10 protein-coding genes are annotated in these 15,814 nt (G+C 58.5%); 4 read left to right on the forward strand and 6 right to left on the reverse strand.

The window, feature by feature from the left end; all coding sequences use genetic code 11:
* Positions 1-11: 11 nt before the first annotated feature.
* Both ACB042_RS10500 and ACB042_RS10505 read right to left on the reverse strand, forming a co-directional pair.
* On the reverse strand, positions 12-1,346 hold the full coding sequence (locus tag ACB042_RS10500; RefSeq protein WP_371178367.1) for a Na+/H+ antiporter NhaC family protein: 1,335 nt from the start codon (positions 1,344-1,346) through the stop codon (positions 12-14).
* Between the two features lie 438 nt (positions 1,347-1,784).
* Complete coding sequence (locus tag ACB042_RS10505; protein ID WP_371178368.1) at positions 1,785-2,765, reverse strand: alpha/beta hydrolase; 981 nt, start codon at positions 2,763-2,765, stop codon at positions 1,785-1,787.
* A 273-nt stretch (positions 2,766-3,038) separates the two neighbouring features.
* Here ACB042_RS10505 and dapB point away from each other — a divergent pair, with 273 nt between their 5' ends.
* The 4 genes from dapB to ACB042_RS10525 all read left to right on the forward strand — a co-directional run bounded on the left by dapB (position 3,039) and on the right by ACB042_RS10525 (position 10,355).
* Positions 3,039-3,851: a 4-hydroxy-tetrahydrodipicolinate reductase gene (gene dapB, locus ACB042_RS10510; RefSeq protein WP_005347132.1), complete on the forward strand. Its 813-nt coding sequence runs from the start codon at positions 3,039-3,041 to the stop codon at positions 3,849-3,851.
* A gap of 669 nt (positions 3,852-4,520) precedes the next feature.
* Entirely contained in the window at positions 4,521-5,657 is a 1,137-nt protein-coding gene (carA, locus tag ACB042_RS10515) for a glutamine-hydrolyzing carbamoyl-phosphate synthase small subunit (protein WP_005361585.1), read from the forward strand.
* A 20-nt stretch (positions 5,658-5,677) separates the two neighbouring features.
* Complete coding sequence (gene carB, locus ACB042_RS10520; protein WP_043825646.1) at positions 5,678-8,902, forward strand: carbamoyl-phosphate synthase large subunit; 3,225 nt, start codon at positions 5,678-5,680, stop codon at positions 8,900-8,902.
* A gap of 301 nt (positions 8,903-9,203) precedes the next feature.
* Positions 9,204-10,355 (forward strand): DUF1615 domain-containing protein, encoded by a 1,152-nt coding sequence (locus ACB042_RS10525; RefSeq protein WP_113739216.1) that lies wholly within the window; start codon positions 9,204-9,206, stop codon positions 10,353-10,355.
* A 160-nt stretch (positions 10,356-10,515) separates the two neighbouring features.
* Here ACB042_RS10525 and tyrA read toward each other — a convergent pair whose 3' ends face one another.
* The 4 genes from tyrA to secF form a co-directional block, all read right to left on the reverse strand.
* Positions 10,516-11,643 carry a bifunctional chorismate mutase/prephenate dehydrogenase gene (gene tyrA / locus ACB042_RS10530; RefSeq protein WP_371178369.1) on the reverse strand — a complete coding sequence of 376 codons (1,128 nt, stop codon included), beginning with the start codon at positions 11,641-11,643 and terminating at the stop codon, positions 10,516-10,518.
* 137 nt (positions 11,644-11,780) lie between these two features.
* Positions 11,781-12,854 carry a 3-deoxy-7-phosphoheptulonate synthase gene (locus ACB042_RS10535; RefSeq protein ID WP_371178370.1) on the reverse strand — a complete coding sequence of 358 codons (1,074 nt, stop codon included), beginning with the start codon at positions 12,852-12,854 and terminating at the stop codon, positions 11,781-11,783.
* 408 nt (positions 12,855-13,262) lie between these two features.
* Positions 13,263-14,564, reverse strand: coding sequence for a glucose-1-phosphate adenylyltransferase (glgC, locus tag ACB042_RS10540; RefSeq protein ID WP_005334047.1), 1,302 nt, complete (start codon positions 14,562-14,564; stop codon positions 13,263-13,265).
* A gap of 282 nt (positions 14,565-14,846) precedes the next feature.
* Positions 14,847-15,764: a protein translocase subunit SecF gene (secF, locus tag ACB042_RS10545; protein WP_371178371.1), complete on the reverse strand. Its 918-nt coding sequence runs from the start codon at positions 15,762-15,764 to the stop codon at positions 14,847-14,849.
* Positions 15,765-15,814: the final 50 nt, after the last annotated feature.

Consider the following 15,814-nt stretch of genomic DNA (forward strand, 5'->3'; position numbering starts at 1 on the left):
CCTCTGGCCTGTTACTTGTCAGCTTTGCCGCGCATCTGGTGCTTCACAAACACTGCAATGAGTGCCGCTACCGCGAGCGCCATCGGGTAGAAACTCATGCTCACCACCGCCAACGGCGACAGGGCGAAGATGGATCCCAGCAGCAGCGCCTGGGCCCCCCAGGGGATCAGACCCTGTACCACGCAGGAGAAAATATCGAGCATGGAGGCGGCGCGGCGCGGGGTGACACCGTGGTGTTCGGCCAGATCCCGGGCTACCTTGCTGGCGACGATAATAGCCACCGTGTTGTTGGCGGTGCACAGGTTGGTGAGGCTCACCACCCCGGCGATGCCGAGCTCGGCCGCTTTCTCGTTCTGTTCACCATTGTGCTCGCGAGTGAAACGGGCAATCAGGGCGCTGATGCGCTCGCTGATCCAGGCCAGTCCACCCTGACGCTCCATCAGGGCGCCGAGACCGCCGATCAGCATGGAGAGCAGGAAGATCTCCTGCATGCCGGTAAAGCCCTGATAGATATCCTTGCTGAACTGACCGATGGCGTAGCCGTTGATCATGCCCACCGCACCGGCGGTCAGAATACCGATCCCCAGCACCACAAACACATTCACTCCGGCGAGCGCCAGCCCCAGGATCAGCAGATAAGGCATCACCTTGAACAGCTCGATGGCACTGCCGTTGGCAGGGGATTCACCCACTGAGCCCAGGGTCAGATAGAGCAGGATCACCGCGATGGCAGCAGGGGCCGCAATCTTGAAGTTCTCGCGGAACTTGTCCTTCATCTCGCACCCCTGACTGCGGGTGGCTGCTATGGTGGTGTCGGAGATGATGGAGAGGTTATCGCCAAACATGGCGCCGGAGAGAATGGTGCCTGCCATCAGCACCGGATCGATACCGGCCGCCTGCGCCACGCCCAGCGCGACCGGCGCCACGGCACCTATGGTGCCCATGGAGGTGCCCATGGCAGTAGCAATAAAGGCAGAGATGAGGAACAGTCCGGGCAACAGCGCCCAGCCAGGGATGAGCGACAGGCCCAGCGCCACGGTGGCATCAACCCCGCCGGTGGCCTTGGCAACGCTGGCAAAGGCGCCCGCCAGCAGATAGATAAGGCACATCGCCATGATATTGCTGTGGCCAACCCCCTTGAAGAAGGTCTCCAGATTGCTGTTGAAGCTCTCTTTGCCAAGCAGCAGGGCCAGCATTACCGCAGGCAAGGCAGCAACCGGAGCTGGCAGCTGATAGAAGGCGAACTCGACCCCCTGCAGGGTCAGCCAGGTACCGGTACCGATAAAGAGTGCGAGAAAAACCAGAAGTGGCAGCAAGGCCCTGGCACTGGGTTGAGTCTGGATCATGTGTTCCTCTGAAATTGAACAATGACCTCCTGTCATAAACTGCTTTGTACCTGTATCTGATAGGGATAGGGGGAAAACAGGGCGGGCATCCTGCCGCATTGGGGGGCCCACAGTAGTGAGTCAACATCGCTTGGTCAAGATAGACGTCCAGATGGATAGGTGTTTTTGTTTGATGATTCTGGTGTTATTGAGATATCCAAAGAATATTCGGAAAAAGAAGTTAGTGCTGATTATTGTTCATTGCTGTTCTGACGCAGTCCGCGGGTATCTGGGGGTATCGCGTGCCTTTAATAAGGAAAGAGGTAAACGATAAGATCTCTGCATGCCATCTTGGAGATTTCTCCCGCTGCCGCACGTCAGCCGCACCTCTCTCTATCTCTACGTGAGCATGGTACGGATATTTCCAGAACGCGTGGACACAAGACCTGGGCTGTGTGGTTACTGTGTCAATTTCTCCACCGCCTGAACGGCTGTTGTGATGGCGTCCTGTTCCAGCGTCAGCGGAATGTGGCCAATTCCGGGCAGCAGGGTGACAGGCCAGGAGATGCCGAGACGTCTTAACTCAGGTTCAAGTTGATCTGTTTGGAAGGCTTCGTCATTTGCACCCGCGATCACGGCGCAGGGGCGTTGCACATTGCGTAAATTCTGCTGATAGTCGCGCTCTGGCTGAAAGTTAGAGGCAAGGTTGAAGGAGTAGGAGGGAGTCAGCAGGGATTTCGCCTCATCATTAAGGGCAAAGTTCAGCACGGTCAGATGGTTGAGTGCGGAAATATGGAAACCGTTGAGGATGCTCAGGGCGATGAGGCGAGGCAAGCCGACACGCACCCAGCCACCGCTGTTGGGCCGGTAGTTGGCGGCGGTGGGGCCAAGATAGGGGGAGAGCAGCAGATAGCTCTCGAACAGGGTTTGTCGCGTGCTGCCAGCAACGCGCAGGACAAAGCCACCCCCTGACGAGAAGCCGACGAGTGTTGCAGGCTTGTCGGGGGCTACCGACTTGATGAAATCTTCCAGATCGTCTTCAAGCTGGCCGATGTAGGCAATGGTGCCTTTGTTGCCCGATGCGCCATGGCCGCGAATATCGAGGGCGTAGGCGTCGTATCCCGCTTGCGAAAAGGCGTTCGCCATCTTGTGCATGCTTTGACTGCTGGCAGAAGAGCCGTGAACCAGTACCACGCTGCCCTTGACCTTGTTGTTCTTCGTATTGCCCTCTGCGCCATAGTGCCGATAGGCCAGCTGCGTGCCGTCACGCGCCGGGTATCTTGAGAGGGGTGGCATATTGCTCCAGTCACTCCCCTTGAAAGGGTCGTTGATGCTGGCCATCGCCGGTGCCGAGCTCGGCCCGCCAAACAGCAGAGCCGCGGCCAGCATGACCAGGGTCAGTGATCCCAACCCCACTGCAAACAGCAATCCTGCGCTCATCCTTGCACCTCGTTTGATATCGACACGGGCGTTGCCCTGATTTTGCTTATGCTGGCATTTTACTCGTTCGAACCTATCAGATGGCACCCGGTCTGCCAAATGATGGAGTGAGACGATGAAAAACGGCCTGTGACCAAAAGGAAGTTCTTGGCCAGCCAGTGTGCGCTGCCGTTGGCGAGCGCAGCAAGGAGTGGTGGCATCATGGCTTTTCAAACCCGGCGCGGGCTGGTAAAACGGTCTCTTTCCATAATTAAAAGAGATGAGAGGGTGGAGATGGACAATCCGATCCGTGTGGCCGTGATGGGCTGTAATGGTCGTATGGGCAAGGTGCTGCTGGAGGCCATCACCAACACCGATGGCGTAGTGGTCGGCGCCGCGCTGGAGCGGCCGGGTTCGGCGGTGATCGGTCTTGATGCCGGTGAGCTCAATGGGCTGGGCCATCTGGGTGTGGCCATCAGCGACAGTCTGGACAAGGTGCGCGATGAGTTTGATCTCATCATCGACTTCACCCGCCCCGAGGTGACCCTTGCCAATCTGGCTTTTGCGCTGGCCCACCACAAGCAGATGGTGATCGGCACCACCGGTTTTGACGATGCAGGCAAGGCCGCCCTGAAAGAGGCGGGCAAGCAGATCGGTATCGTGTTCGCCTCCAACTACTCGGTCGGGGTCAACCTGGTGTTCAAGCTGCTGGAGCAGGCCGCCAAGGTGATGGGGGATTACACCGACATCGAGATCATCGAGGGCCACCATCGCCACAAGGTGGATGCGCCATCCGGTACTGCCCTCTCCATGGGGGAAGTGGTCGCCAAAACGCTGGGTCGGGATCTCAAGGAGTGCGCCGTCTATGGTCGCGAGGGGATCACTGGCGAGCGGGATCGCAACACTATCGGCTTTGCCACCATTCGCGCCGGCGATCTGGTGGGGGAGCATACCGTCATGTTTGCCGATATAGGCGAGAGGGTGGAGATCAGCCACAAAGCTTCAAGTCGCCTGACCTTCGCCAACGGTGCTGTGCGGGCGGGCAAGTGGCTTGGTCAGCAGGGTGCCGGTCTTTATGACATGCAGGATGTGCTCAATCTCAAGTGATGCCTCTGTGCGGCACTTTCGTACTACAGCTACCCAGTGAAAAACCCCGGCTTGCCGGGGTTTTTGCTGTCAGTCAGCCAGAGTTTGTGTAAAAAGACACGCTATCGGCAATTTTTATCTGAATGCCTTATAAATCACACTATTGCGTTATCCACCAGATTTTCCCTTCCTGAATGTCATCACCAGGTAACAGATTTGAGCATCTTTATGGCTGATAAAGCCATTTTTTTACACCGATCGGAAAAGACTAAAAATTCAAACGCAGAAAAACGTTTTCCATTTTTCATGTTCACTCTTGTCATCTTAAAAGCGTTAAATTTGTCATTAATGTTTTCTGTGTAAAAATAAATGCCATTGTTTTAATTGGTTTTTTTGTTTGTTTTTGTCGCTATTGCTGGCTTGGTGTCATCTTTTGGTGGTGGTTTTTCCTTTTCTTTCATAGGAGGGGGTTGCAAAGTGGTTTAGTGCATAGATAATGGGTAATGTTGCTTTTTTATTGAATTTAGATGCATTTCATCTGAGAAAAGACGTTGAAATGCCACTTTTTTTAAGTAGAATGCGCCCAATTTGCCAGAAATCTGCCGGGTTCGAGTCCTGTCCAAGACCGGAACCGAGCCCGCAACACCCAGGTAAATTGCTGAATTTAAAGCTAAATAACTGGAGGTTGTCTTGAATCACACTGCATTGCTAGTGCTGGAAGATGGAACTGTGTTCAAAGGCGTGTCGATAGGCGCCGAGGGATGTTCCGTTGGTGAAGTGGTTTTCAATACGTCGATGACGGGCTATCAGGAAATCCTCACCGATCCCTCTTATTCCCGTCAGATCGTCACCCTCACTTACCCCCATATAGGCAACACCGGCACCAACAGCGAAGATGAAGAGTCCAGTCAGATCCATGCTCAGGGATTGATCATCCGGGACCTTCCGATACTTGCCTCCAATTTCCGCAATCAGCAATCCCTCTCCGAATACCTCAAGTCTCACAACATCGTTGGCATCGCCGACATCGACACCCGCAAACTGACCCGCATCCTGCGCGAGAAAGGCGCTCAGGCTGGCTGCATTCTGGCCGGGAAACAGGTCGATGAAGCCTATGCCCTCGAGCAGGCCCGCGCCTTCCCCGGTCTGAAGGGGATGGATCTGGCCAAAGAGGTGACGGTTGGTGAGGCGTACAACTGGACGACCGGGAGCTGGCAGCTTGGCAAGGGGCACGTCACCCCGGATGCCGACCAGCTGAAATACCACGTGGTAGCCTATGACTTTGGCGTCAAGCGCAACATCCTGCGGATGCTGGTTGACCGTGGCTGCCGCCTGACCGTGGTGCCTGCCAAGACCCCGGCCGCCGAGGTACTGGCTATGAACCCGGATGGCATCTTCCTCTCCAACGGCCCCGGCGACCCCGAGCCGTGCGACTACGCCATCGAGGCCATCAAGGCTTTCCTTAATACCAACACGCCGGTATTCGGCATCTGTCTGGGTCACCAGCTGCTGGGTCTGGCCTCCGGTGCCAAGACCGTCAAGATGAAGTTTGGCCACCACGGCGCCAACCATCCGGTGAAGAGCCTCGATGACAACACCGTCATGATCACCGCTCAGAACCACGGCTTTGCGGTAGACGAGAACAGCCTGCCGGATTGCCTGCGCGCCACCCACGTCTCCCTGTTCGATGGTTCCCTGCAAGGTATCCATCGCACCGACCGTCCGGCCTTCAGCTTCCAGGGGCACCCCGAAGCGAGCCCGGGCCCGCACGACTGTGCCGGTCTTTTTGACCACTTTATTGAATTGATTAAGCAGTATCGCGCCTAAGAAATAGAGGAAAGAGTTTCATGCCAAAACGTAACGACCTTCAGAGCATCCTGATCCTCGGCGCTGGCCCCATCGTCATCGGCCAAGCCTGCGAATTTGACTACTCCGGCGCCCAGGCGTGCAAAGCCCTGCGCGAGGAGGGCTACCGCGTCATTCTGGTCAACTCCAATCCGGCCACCATCATGACCGACCCGGAGATGGCTGACGCCACCTACATCGAGCCCATCACCTGGGAAGTGGTGCGCGAAATCATCAAGAAAGAGCGCCCGGACGCCATCCTGCCCACCATGGGTGGCCAGACTGCGCTCAACTGCGCACTGGCACTGGAGAAGCATGGCGTGCTGGCCGAGTTCGGTGTCGAGATGATCGGTGCCACCGCCGATGCCATCGACAAGGCCGAAGACCGCTCCCGTTTTGACAAGGCGATGCGCAGCATTGGCCTCGAGTGCCCGCGTGCCGGCATCGCCCACAATATGGAAGAGGCGTGGGGCGTGCAGCAGATGGTCGGCTTCCCCTGCATCATCCGTCCCTCCTTTACCATGGGCGGCTCCGGTGGCGGCATCGCCTACAACACCGAAGAGTTCGTCGAGATCTGCGAGCGCGGTCTGGACTTGTCGCCGACCAAAGAGCTGCTCATCGACGAGTCGCTGATCGGCTGGAAAGAGTACGAGATGGAAGTGGTGCGGGATCGCAACGACAACTGCATCATCGTCTGCGCCATCGAAAACTTCGACCCCATGGGTATCCACACCGGTGACTCCATCACGGTCGCGCCAGCCCAGACGCTGACCGACAAGGAGTACCAGCTGATGCGCAACGCCTCCATGGCGGTGCTGCGCGAGATCGGCGTCGAGACCGGCGGCTCCAACGTCCAGTTCGGTATCAACCCGAAAGATGGTCGCATGGTCATCATCGAGATGAACCCGCGGGTGTCGCGCTCCTCCGCGCTGGCCTCCAAGGCGACCGGTTTCCCCATCGCCAAGATCGCCGCCAAGCTCGCCATCGGTTACACCCTCGACGAGCTGATGAACGACATCACCGGCGGCCGTACTCCGGCCTCCTTCGAGCCGGCCATCGACTACGTGGTCACCAAGGTGCCGCGCTTCAACTTCGAAAAATTCGCCGGTGCCAACGACCGTCTGACGACCCAGATGAAGTCGGTCGGTGAAGTGATGGCCATCGGCCGCAACTTCCAGGAGTCCCTGCACAAGGCGCTGCGCAGCCTCGAAACCGGCAAAACCGGCTTCGACCCCATGGTTGACCTCAATGCCCCGGACTCCCTGACCCGCATCCGTCACGAGCTGCAGGACGCCGGTAGCGACCGTATCTTCTACATCGCCGATGCATTCCGCGCCGGTCTCTCCATGGATGGCATCTTCAAGCTGACCAAGATTGACCCCTGGTTCCTGGTACAGATTGAAGACTTGGTGAAACTGGAAGAAGAGGTGAAAGAGCGCGGCATGGCGGGTCTGGATGCCGACTTCCTGCGCGCCCTCAAGCGCAAAGGCTTTGCCGATGCCCGTCTGGCCAAGATCCTCGGTGTGGCCGAAGGGGAAGTGCGCAAGCTGCGTGCCCGCCACAACATCTTCCCGGTCTACAAGCGGGTCGATACCTGCGCCGCCGAGTTCGCCACCAACACCGCCTACATGTACTCCAGCTATGACGAGGAGTGCGAAGCGGCCCCGAGCAGCCGTGACAAGATCATGATCATCGGTGGCGGCCCGAACCGTATCGGTCAGGGTATCGAGTTCGACTACTGCTGCGTGCACGCAGCGCTGGCCCTGCGCGAAGACGGTTACGAGACCATCATGGTCAACTGCAACCCGGAGACCGTCTCGACCGATTATGACACCTCGGATCGTCTCTACTTCGAGCCGGTGACCCTGGAAGATGTGCTGGAAATCGTGCGCATCGAAAAACCCAAGGGTGTCATCGTTCAGTACGGTGGCCAGACCCCGCTGAAACTGGCCCGTGCACTGGAAGCCAACGGCGTACCGATTATCGGTACCAGCCCGGATGCCATCGACCGCGCCGAAGACCGCGAGCGCTTCCAGTCTGCTGTCGAGCGCCTCGGCCTCAAGCAGCCGGAAAACGGCACCGTCACCGCGCTGGAGCAGGCCGTGCTGCTGGCCGAGCGCATTACCTACCCGCTGGTGGTTCGCCCCTCCTACGTGCTGGGTGGCCGCGCCATGGAAATCGTCTACGACGAGCAGGATTTGCGTCGCTACTTCGCCGAGGCGGTGAGCGTCTCCAACGAATCGCCGGTACTGCTGGATCGCTTCCTGGACGATGCGACCGAGCTGGACGTGGATGCCATCTGCGACGGCACCGACGTGGTCATCGGCGGCATCATGGAGCACATCGAGCAGGCCGGTATCCACTCCGGTGACTCCGGTTGCTCCCTGCCTCCCTATACCTTGTCCAAGAAAATTCAGGACGAGATCCGCGAGCAGGTGCGCAAGCTGGCGCTGGAGCTCGGTGTTATCGGCCTGATGAACGTGCAGTTCGCGGTCAAGGGCGATGACATCTACCTCATCGAGGTGAACCCGCGTGCCGCCCGTACCGTGCCGTTTGTCTCCAAGGCGACCGGTGCTCCGCTGGCCAAGATTGCCGCCCGCGTGATGGCCGGTCAGTCGCTGCAAGAGCAGGGCTTCACCAAAGAGATCATCCCGCCCTACTACTCGGTGAAAGAGGTGGTACTGCCGTTCGCCAAGTTCCCGGGAGTTGACCCGCTGCTGGGGCCGGAGATGCGCTCTACCGGTGAGGTGATGGGGGTGGGCAGCAGCTTTGCCGAGGCCTATGCCAAGGCGCAGCTGGGCGCCAACCACGCCGTACCGAAAGAGGGTCGTGCCCTCTTGTCAGTGCGTCACAGCGACAAGGCGCAGGTGGTCGATCTGGCTGCCAAGCTGCTGGAGCTGGGTTACGAGCTGGATGCCACTCACGGCACTGCAGTCGCACTGGGTGAAGCGAGCATCAACCCGCGCCTGGTCAACAAGGTGCACGAAGGTCGCCCGCACATTCTCGACCGCATCAAGAATGGCGAGTACACCTACATCGTCAACACCGCCGAAGGGCGGGTAGCGATCCAGGACTCCAAGCAGCTGCGTCGCGCCGCTTTGCAGAACAAGGTGGCGTATACCACCACCATGAATGAGGCGTTTGCCACCTGCATGGCCATCAGCGTGGATGCCACCGCCAACGTCAACTCGGTGCAGGAGCTGCACCAGAAGGTGAAAAACCGCTAAGCGTTTGCAGCGGGCATCAGCCCGACTTGCCAGACGACCAACCCCCGCCAGCGATGGCGGGGGTTTCTTTTTATCTGTCGCTAAGCGTTCGGTTCGGGGCGGGTGAATCCTTGAAGAAGGTCATGAGTTCCGCATCGCAGACAACGGATGGCGCGTGGGGTGGCAAAAGCTGGCAAGGGGAGGGGATGCTGCGAGCGCGGGTTTCAACTGCGGCAGGCAATCCTCTACAATGGCCCCACTTTGCTTGTCAGTGCAGTGCCAGCGGCGCTGCCTGTAGGGCCAACAAAAAATGGACATGCTTATGACCGCTTTGCCTTCCTGTCGTCTTCTTGCCTTCTGCTCTGCCTTGTTGCTGGCCGGTTGTGCCAGTGATCCCGCCTCCGCGCCCACCAAAGAGGCGAGCGTAAGCAACCCCAAAACGCCGCCTGCCATGCAGCCGCGCAAACCGGCGGATATGAAGAGCCGCATCGTGCGCTTCTTGCCCCGTCAGGTGCCTGACAAACAGGGGTGGGCTAACGACGTGGTGACGGCGCTCACCACCCAGGGGGTGACGGTCAATGATCACAATGTCTGTAGCGTGCTGGCGGTGGCGGAGCAGGAAGCCACTTATCAGGCCGACCCCGTGGTGCCGGGCCTTGGCAAGATCGCCTGGAAAGAGATCAACTCACGGGCAGCCAAGCTGCTGATCCCCGAATTTATGGTGCGGGCCGCGCTCTCCATCAACTCGCCCACCGGCAAGAGCTACGCCGAGCGGATCGACAAGTTGCGTACCGAGCGGGAGATGAGTGAAATCTTCGAAGACATGATCAGCATGCTGCCGATGGGCAAGACGCTGTTTGGCAACCTCAACCCGGTGCATACCGGCGGCCCGATGCAGGTGAGCATCGCCTTTGCCGAGGCCAACGCCCGTGGCTACCCCTATCCAATCAAGGATTCCATCCGCCACGAAGTCTTTACCCGTCGCGGCGGCATCTGGTTTGGCACCAAGCATATCTTCGGTTATCCCGCCGACTACCCGGATACCCTCTACCGCTTTGCCGATTTCAACGCCGGCTGGTACGCCAGTCGCAATGCCGCTTTTCAAGCTGCCGTCAGCCGTTTGAGTGGCAAAACTCTGGCCCTGGACGGGGATCTGATCCGCTATGACTCGGATCTGCCGGGCAATACCGAGCTTGCCGTCTACACCCTCGCCAACCGGGTCAATATGAGCAAACAGGCGATCCACCAGAGCCTGCGCAAAGGGGATACCGCCGAATTTGCCGAGACCGATCTCTACCATCGCATCTTTACCCTGGCCGACAAGCAAGCGGGCAAGCGACTGCCCCGCGCCATCCTGCCCGGCATACAGCTAAAGAGCCCAAAAATCACCCGCAACCTCACCACCGCCTGGTTTGCCAAGCGGGTGGATGACAGAGAGCAGCGATGTGTGCGGCAGATGGCGACGATTAGGTAGGACTGGGTTTGCTTCGAGACTAGTTGCAAAGCGGGTTGCCATTGTTAATGACAACCCGCACGCTTAATCGCCCCTTCCAATGGAGATCTTTGGCTCGCATCCAGTTATGAACGGTGGCGGCTCCTTCCGAGTGGCATGAGTTGTTACTACTTTTGCAGGATCAGCCGTGTTGGCGGCGGTCGTTGGCCTGGGCCAGTAGCATGCGGCTTTCACGCAGGAACTGGTCGGCATGCTCGCCGAAGAAACCGGAGACTTGCGAGAAGGCCTCGATGAAGCCGTCCCTGTCCCCCCGCTCCAGCAGCCCCAGCGCTTCGCCGAAGTTTTGGTAGTAGCGACGGATCATCGCCAGATTCTGCGGTGACGACAAAATGATGTCGGCATAGAGGTGGGGATCCTGAGCGAACAGCCGCCCCACCATGGCGAGCTCCAGCCGGTAGATGGGAGAGCTCAAACTCAGCAGGCGATCCAGATTGGCCTGCTCCCGGGAGAGGTGCCAGCCATAGGCAAAGGTGGCGAAGTGACGCAGTGCCTGAATGAGGGTCATCGCCTCATCGTGGGCCTTGGCTTCCACCTGTTGCAAGCGGGCGCCCCAGATGGTCATCTGATCCAGCAGCCATTGGCTGGCGGCGGGGTCACGACCCTGGCAGCAGACGATCACCTGCTTGGCGAGACTCGCCACATCCGGCCCGAACATGGGGTGCAGTCCCAGTACCGGCCCTTGGTGCACCGCCAGCATATGTTCGAGCGGTGCCGCTTTCACGCTGGTGACATCCACCAGCAGGCAGTGGGCGGGCAGGTTGCCGAGGCGGTCGATGAGCTGGCAGGTGATATCGATGGGCACCGCCACCATCACCAGACCGGCTCCGGCGAGGATCTCGTCAGCGCACGGCCAGTCGGCTTGTTCCAGCGTCTCGACCCGATAGCCTGAGAGGCTGAACATATGACCGAACAGCCGACCAAGCTGGCCCTGACCGCCTATGATGACCACCTTGCCAAGATCCGGCTTTATGCATTTGAAGCCGGTATCTTTCTCGCTGGCATAAGATTCACGCATCACCCGGCGCAGCACGTCTTCGATGAGATCGCCGGGCACTCCCAACTGCTCGGCCTCGGCACGACGGCGGGCCAGCATGCTCGCTTCCCGATCCGGTGCATAGATGGGCAGGCCGTGGCGGCTCTTTACCTCACCCACTTCTCCCACCAGGGCCAGACGGGCGGCAAGCAGATCGATTAGCTGCTTGTCCACCGCATCTATCTTGTCCCTGAGTACATTCAACTCTTCAGCCATATCCAGTCCCTGCTGGCGCCGCGAGCGGCGGCGCCCTGAAATTCAAAGATGCAAGTAAGGTATCACGGCGTGAGCGGCTTGATGCCACCAGCGGTGATACCTCGATTGTTCAATAGGTTACGACAAGATACCACGGCTTACCGCGCAGTTCTGCCCTTGAGAGGGTCAGCCAGCTGGCTGTGGCAGCGGGCCAGCAGGGTAGCGGTGGTGTCCCAGTCGATGCAGGCATCAGTGATGGAGACCCCGTAGCGCATCTGCTCCTTGGGCTGCTCGCTGGACTGGTTTCCCTCGAACAGGTTGGATTCGAGCATCACCCCGATGATGGAGCGGTTGCCCTCCTGGATCTGGTGGATGACGTTGTCGGCCACCTTGGGCTGCAAACGGTGATCCTTGCTGGAGTTGCCGTGGCTGCAATCCACCACAAGGCTTGGCAGCAGGCCCGCTTTCTCCAGCGCCTCTTCCGCCAGCGACACGTTGACCGAGTCATAGTTGGGATGTTTGCCGCCGCGCAGGATCACGTGGCCATCCGGGTTGCCCTGGGTCTGCAGCAGCGCAACCTGGCCCTGCTGGTTGATCCCCATAAAGGCGTGAGGGGAGGAGGCCGCCTGCAACGCATTAATGGCAGTCCCCAGGTTGCCGTCGGTGCCGTTCTTGAAGCCGACCGGCATCGAGAGACCGGAGGCCATCTCCCTGTGGGTCTGGGATTCGGTGGTGCGGGCGCCGATGGCTGACCAGGAGAAGAGCTCGGCCAGGTATTGCGGGCTGATGGGGTCGAGCGCTTCGGTGGCCAGCGGCAATTCCAGCTCCGCCAGCCAGCAGAGCAGCTCGCGGGCACGATGCAGCCCCAGCTCCATATCGAAGGTGCCATCCAGATTGGGGTCGTTGATAAAGCCTTTCCAGCCGACCGTGGTGCGCGGCTTCTCAAAGTAGACCCGCATGACAATGTAGAGAGAGTCCTGATAGGCATCATGCAGCGCTTTGAGTCTGGTTGCGTACTCTTTGGCGGCGTCCATATCGTGGATGGAGCAGGGACCACAGATCACCAACAGGCGGTGATCGCGGCGGTGAATGATGTCGGCGATGGTATTGCGGGCCCCTTGCACGAATGCCAGCGCCTTGTCGGAGATGGGTAACTTCTCCTTGAGCTGGGCAGGCGTGATCATCACTTGTTCGGACTGGATATGGATGTTGTTCAGGGGGTCTCTTTGCATGATTTCATTCTCTCTACTGTATTAAGCCAAAAGCGGCTGTACCTATATGTTTACATCGGTACCTGCTTTGTTACGCAACCGCCATCACCTTACCAAGGAAAAACAAACAATCAAGTGAAACTAGCGGGTTTACCGCTAAGAAGTCAGATAAAGGAGCTGCTATATAGCGCGAACAGGAATAATACAGAGGATTTTTCGGAGGGGTAATGGTTGTTTTGTAATTTAATGTTTACGATTTGAGGCGTAAAGGCTGCATTGTCCAGCTGTTCGACCACATTGAATGTCATCTCTGCAGCACAGCTACGCGATGGCAATGATGGTGTGAGGCGGCTATCTGATAAGCCATAAAAAGAGGGAGCCATATTGGCTCCCTTTGCGGTAGGAAGGGGTATCCCGTCTGGCTGCGGATCAGCGCTTCTGTTTTCCCTGCAGCTCTTTGTTCAGGCGAGTGAGCATCCCCTGGGTGACCAGCACGATGCCCTGCTCGGAGCGGTGGAAGCGACGTGCATCTTCATCGGCGTTTTCACCGATCACCGTGCCTTCCGGCAGTTTGCACCCCTTGTCGATCACCACCCGGCGCAGTCGGCAACCGGCACCAATCTCCACTCCCGGGAAGATAACGGCCTGATCCAGAGTGCAGAAGGAGTCGACCCGCACATTGGTAAAGAGCACCGAACTCAGGATGAAAGAGCCACTGACGATGGTGCCCCCGGCAAACATGGAGTTGATGGTCATGCCGTGCTGGCCGTTTCGGTCCTGCACGAACTTGGCGGGAGGAGTCATGTTCTGACTAGTCCAGATGGGCCAGTCCTGATCGTAGATATCGAGCTCAGGCGTGACGGAAGCGAGATCCATATTGGCCTCCCAGAAGGAGTCCACAGTGCCCACATCGCGCCAGTAGGGGCGGCGATCCGGACAGCAGCCGACACAGGACATGCCAAACGGGTGAGCGAATGCGGTGCCCTCTTTCACCACGCGGGGGATCACGTCCATGCCGAAATCGTGATGGGACTGCTCGTTGGCAATGTCCTCTTCCAGCAGCTGATAGAGATACTCCGCATCGAAGATATAGACGCCCATGGAGGCCAGCGCGGTATCGGCCTTGCCCGGCATGGCGGGCGGGTTGGCAGGCTTTTCGACGAAGGCGTTGATCTTGCGATCATCATCCACCGCCATTACCCCGAAGGCGCTTGCTTCACTGCGTGGCACCTCGATGCAGGCAACGGTCACCTTGGCGCCCATATTGACGTGGTCGAGCAGCATGGCGGCGTAATCCATCTTGTAGATGTGATCGCCTGCCAGCACCACCACATATTTGGGGGCGTGATCGCGGATGATATCCAGATTCTGGTAGACCGCATCGGCGGTACCCCGATACCAGTTCACCTCATCCACCCGCTGCTGGGCAGGGAGCAGATCGATAAACTCGTTCATCTGGTAGCGCAGGAAAGACCAGCCCGATTGGAGGTGGCGCAACAGGCTATGGGATTTGTACTGGGTCACGACACCGACCCGACGGATGCCGGAGTTGATGCAGTTGGAGAGCACGAAATCGATGATGCGGAATTTGCCGCCGAAATGAACGGCAGGTTTTGCACGGTTGTCGGTTAACTGTTTGAGGCGACTACCCCGCCCTCCTGCGAGTACCAAAGCCATGGTCTCGTTCAGCAACTGTCTGGATTTTGCTGTATTGGCAGGTTGTAACAACATCTCATATCCCTTTGTAGATAAATCACTACAATGTTGCCTCCTTTGAGCCCTCAAGAAAGTGCTTTCAGTCACATTTTATGGTTTCTGACGTAATAAAATGACCTTTTTGTTATTAAAAATGACGAGTTGATCCGTCATTGCTTTCAATATGGTCAGTTGTCAATTGAAGCGAGCCGAGTACCAAAAGGGGCGGCGAGAGAGGAGGGATGAAAAAGCCCCTGCCAATGGCTGGCAGGGGCCTGGTTTGTTGAGACCCGGTGAGCCGGGTCTGATTAACAAGGTTCAGGCTGCGTTGGCCAGTGGCTCCTCGCTCTTCTTCTGGTAGGCCTGCGGGGTGAGGCCCAGCAGCTCCTGCACGGTCGAGGCGACGGTAATGGAGGAGACGGTGCCCACCAGGATCCCGGCAAACAGGGTGAAGGAGAAGCCGTAGAGGGCGTCACCGCCAAACAGCAACAGAGCGCCCACGGTAAACAGGGTGGTGCCCGAGGTGATCATGGTGCGACTGAAGGTCGCCTTGATGGCCACATCGGAGCACTCGTGGATGCCCATCTGGGTACGCGAGCTCAGCAGATCCCGCAGCCTGTCCGAGATGACGATGCTGTCGTTGAGGGAGTAGCCGATCACCGCCATCAAACCGGCGATGATGTTCAGATCGAATTCGATCTGAAAGAGTGACAGCAACCCAAGCGCTACGATGGCGTCATGGACCACCGAGAGCAGAATGCCGATGGCCTGACGCCACTCGAAGCGAAACGCCAGATAGGCCGACATTGCCAGCGAAGCGACCAGCACCGCCAGCATCCCCTGCTGGAACAGTTCGGCACCCACCTGAGGGCCGACGATGGTGGTGCGCAGCAACTCGACCGGCATCCCCAGCTGTTGGGTCAGCATGGTGGCGAGATCTGCCGCGGGCCAGGGCAGTTCGTGGGGGGGCAGCTTGATCAGCCACTCGCCGGGAATACCGGCCGAACTCAGCTCAACGGCTCCCGCCAGCGGGGAGGACAGCATGGCATTGAGCTCATGGGCCTCTTTCAGGGTCTGGATATGAAACTCCAGCAGGATCCCGCCGGTAAAATCGAGCCCCAGAGTGAGGCCGTTCACCAGCAAGATGGCGACGCTGGTCACGGTCAGCAGGATGGAAGCCCACAGGCCGATATAGCGCCAACGGGTCAGCCCCATGGCAACGATCATTCTCAACATAATTCTCTCCTTGGCCAGCCAGCATCAGGCTGTTGGCCCATCACGACGTG

The organism is Aeromonas sp. S13(2024) (assembly GCF_041402405.1).
GTDB lineage: Bacteria > Pseudomonadota > Gammaproteobacteria > Enterobacterales > Aeromonadaceae > Aeromonas > Aeromonas veronii.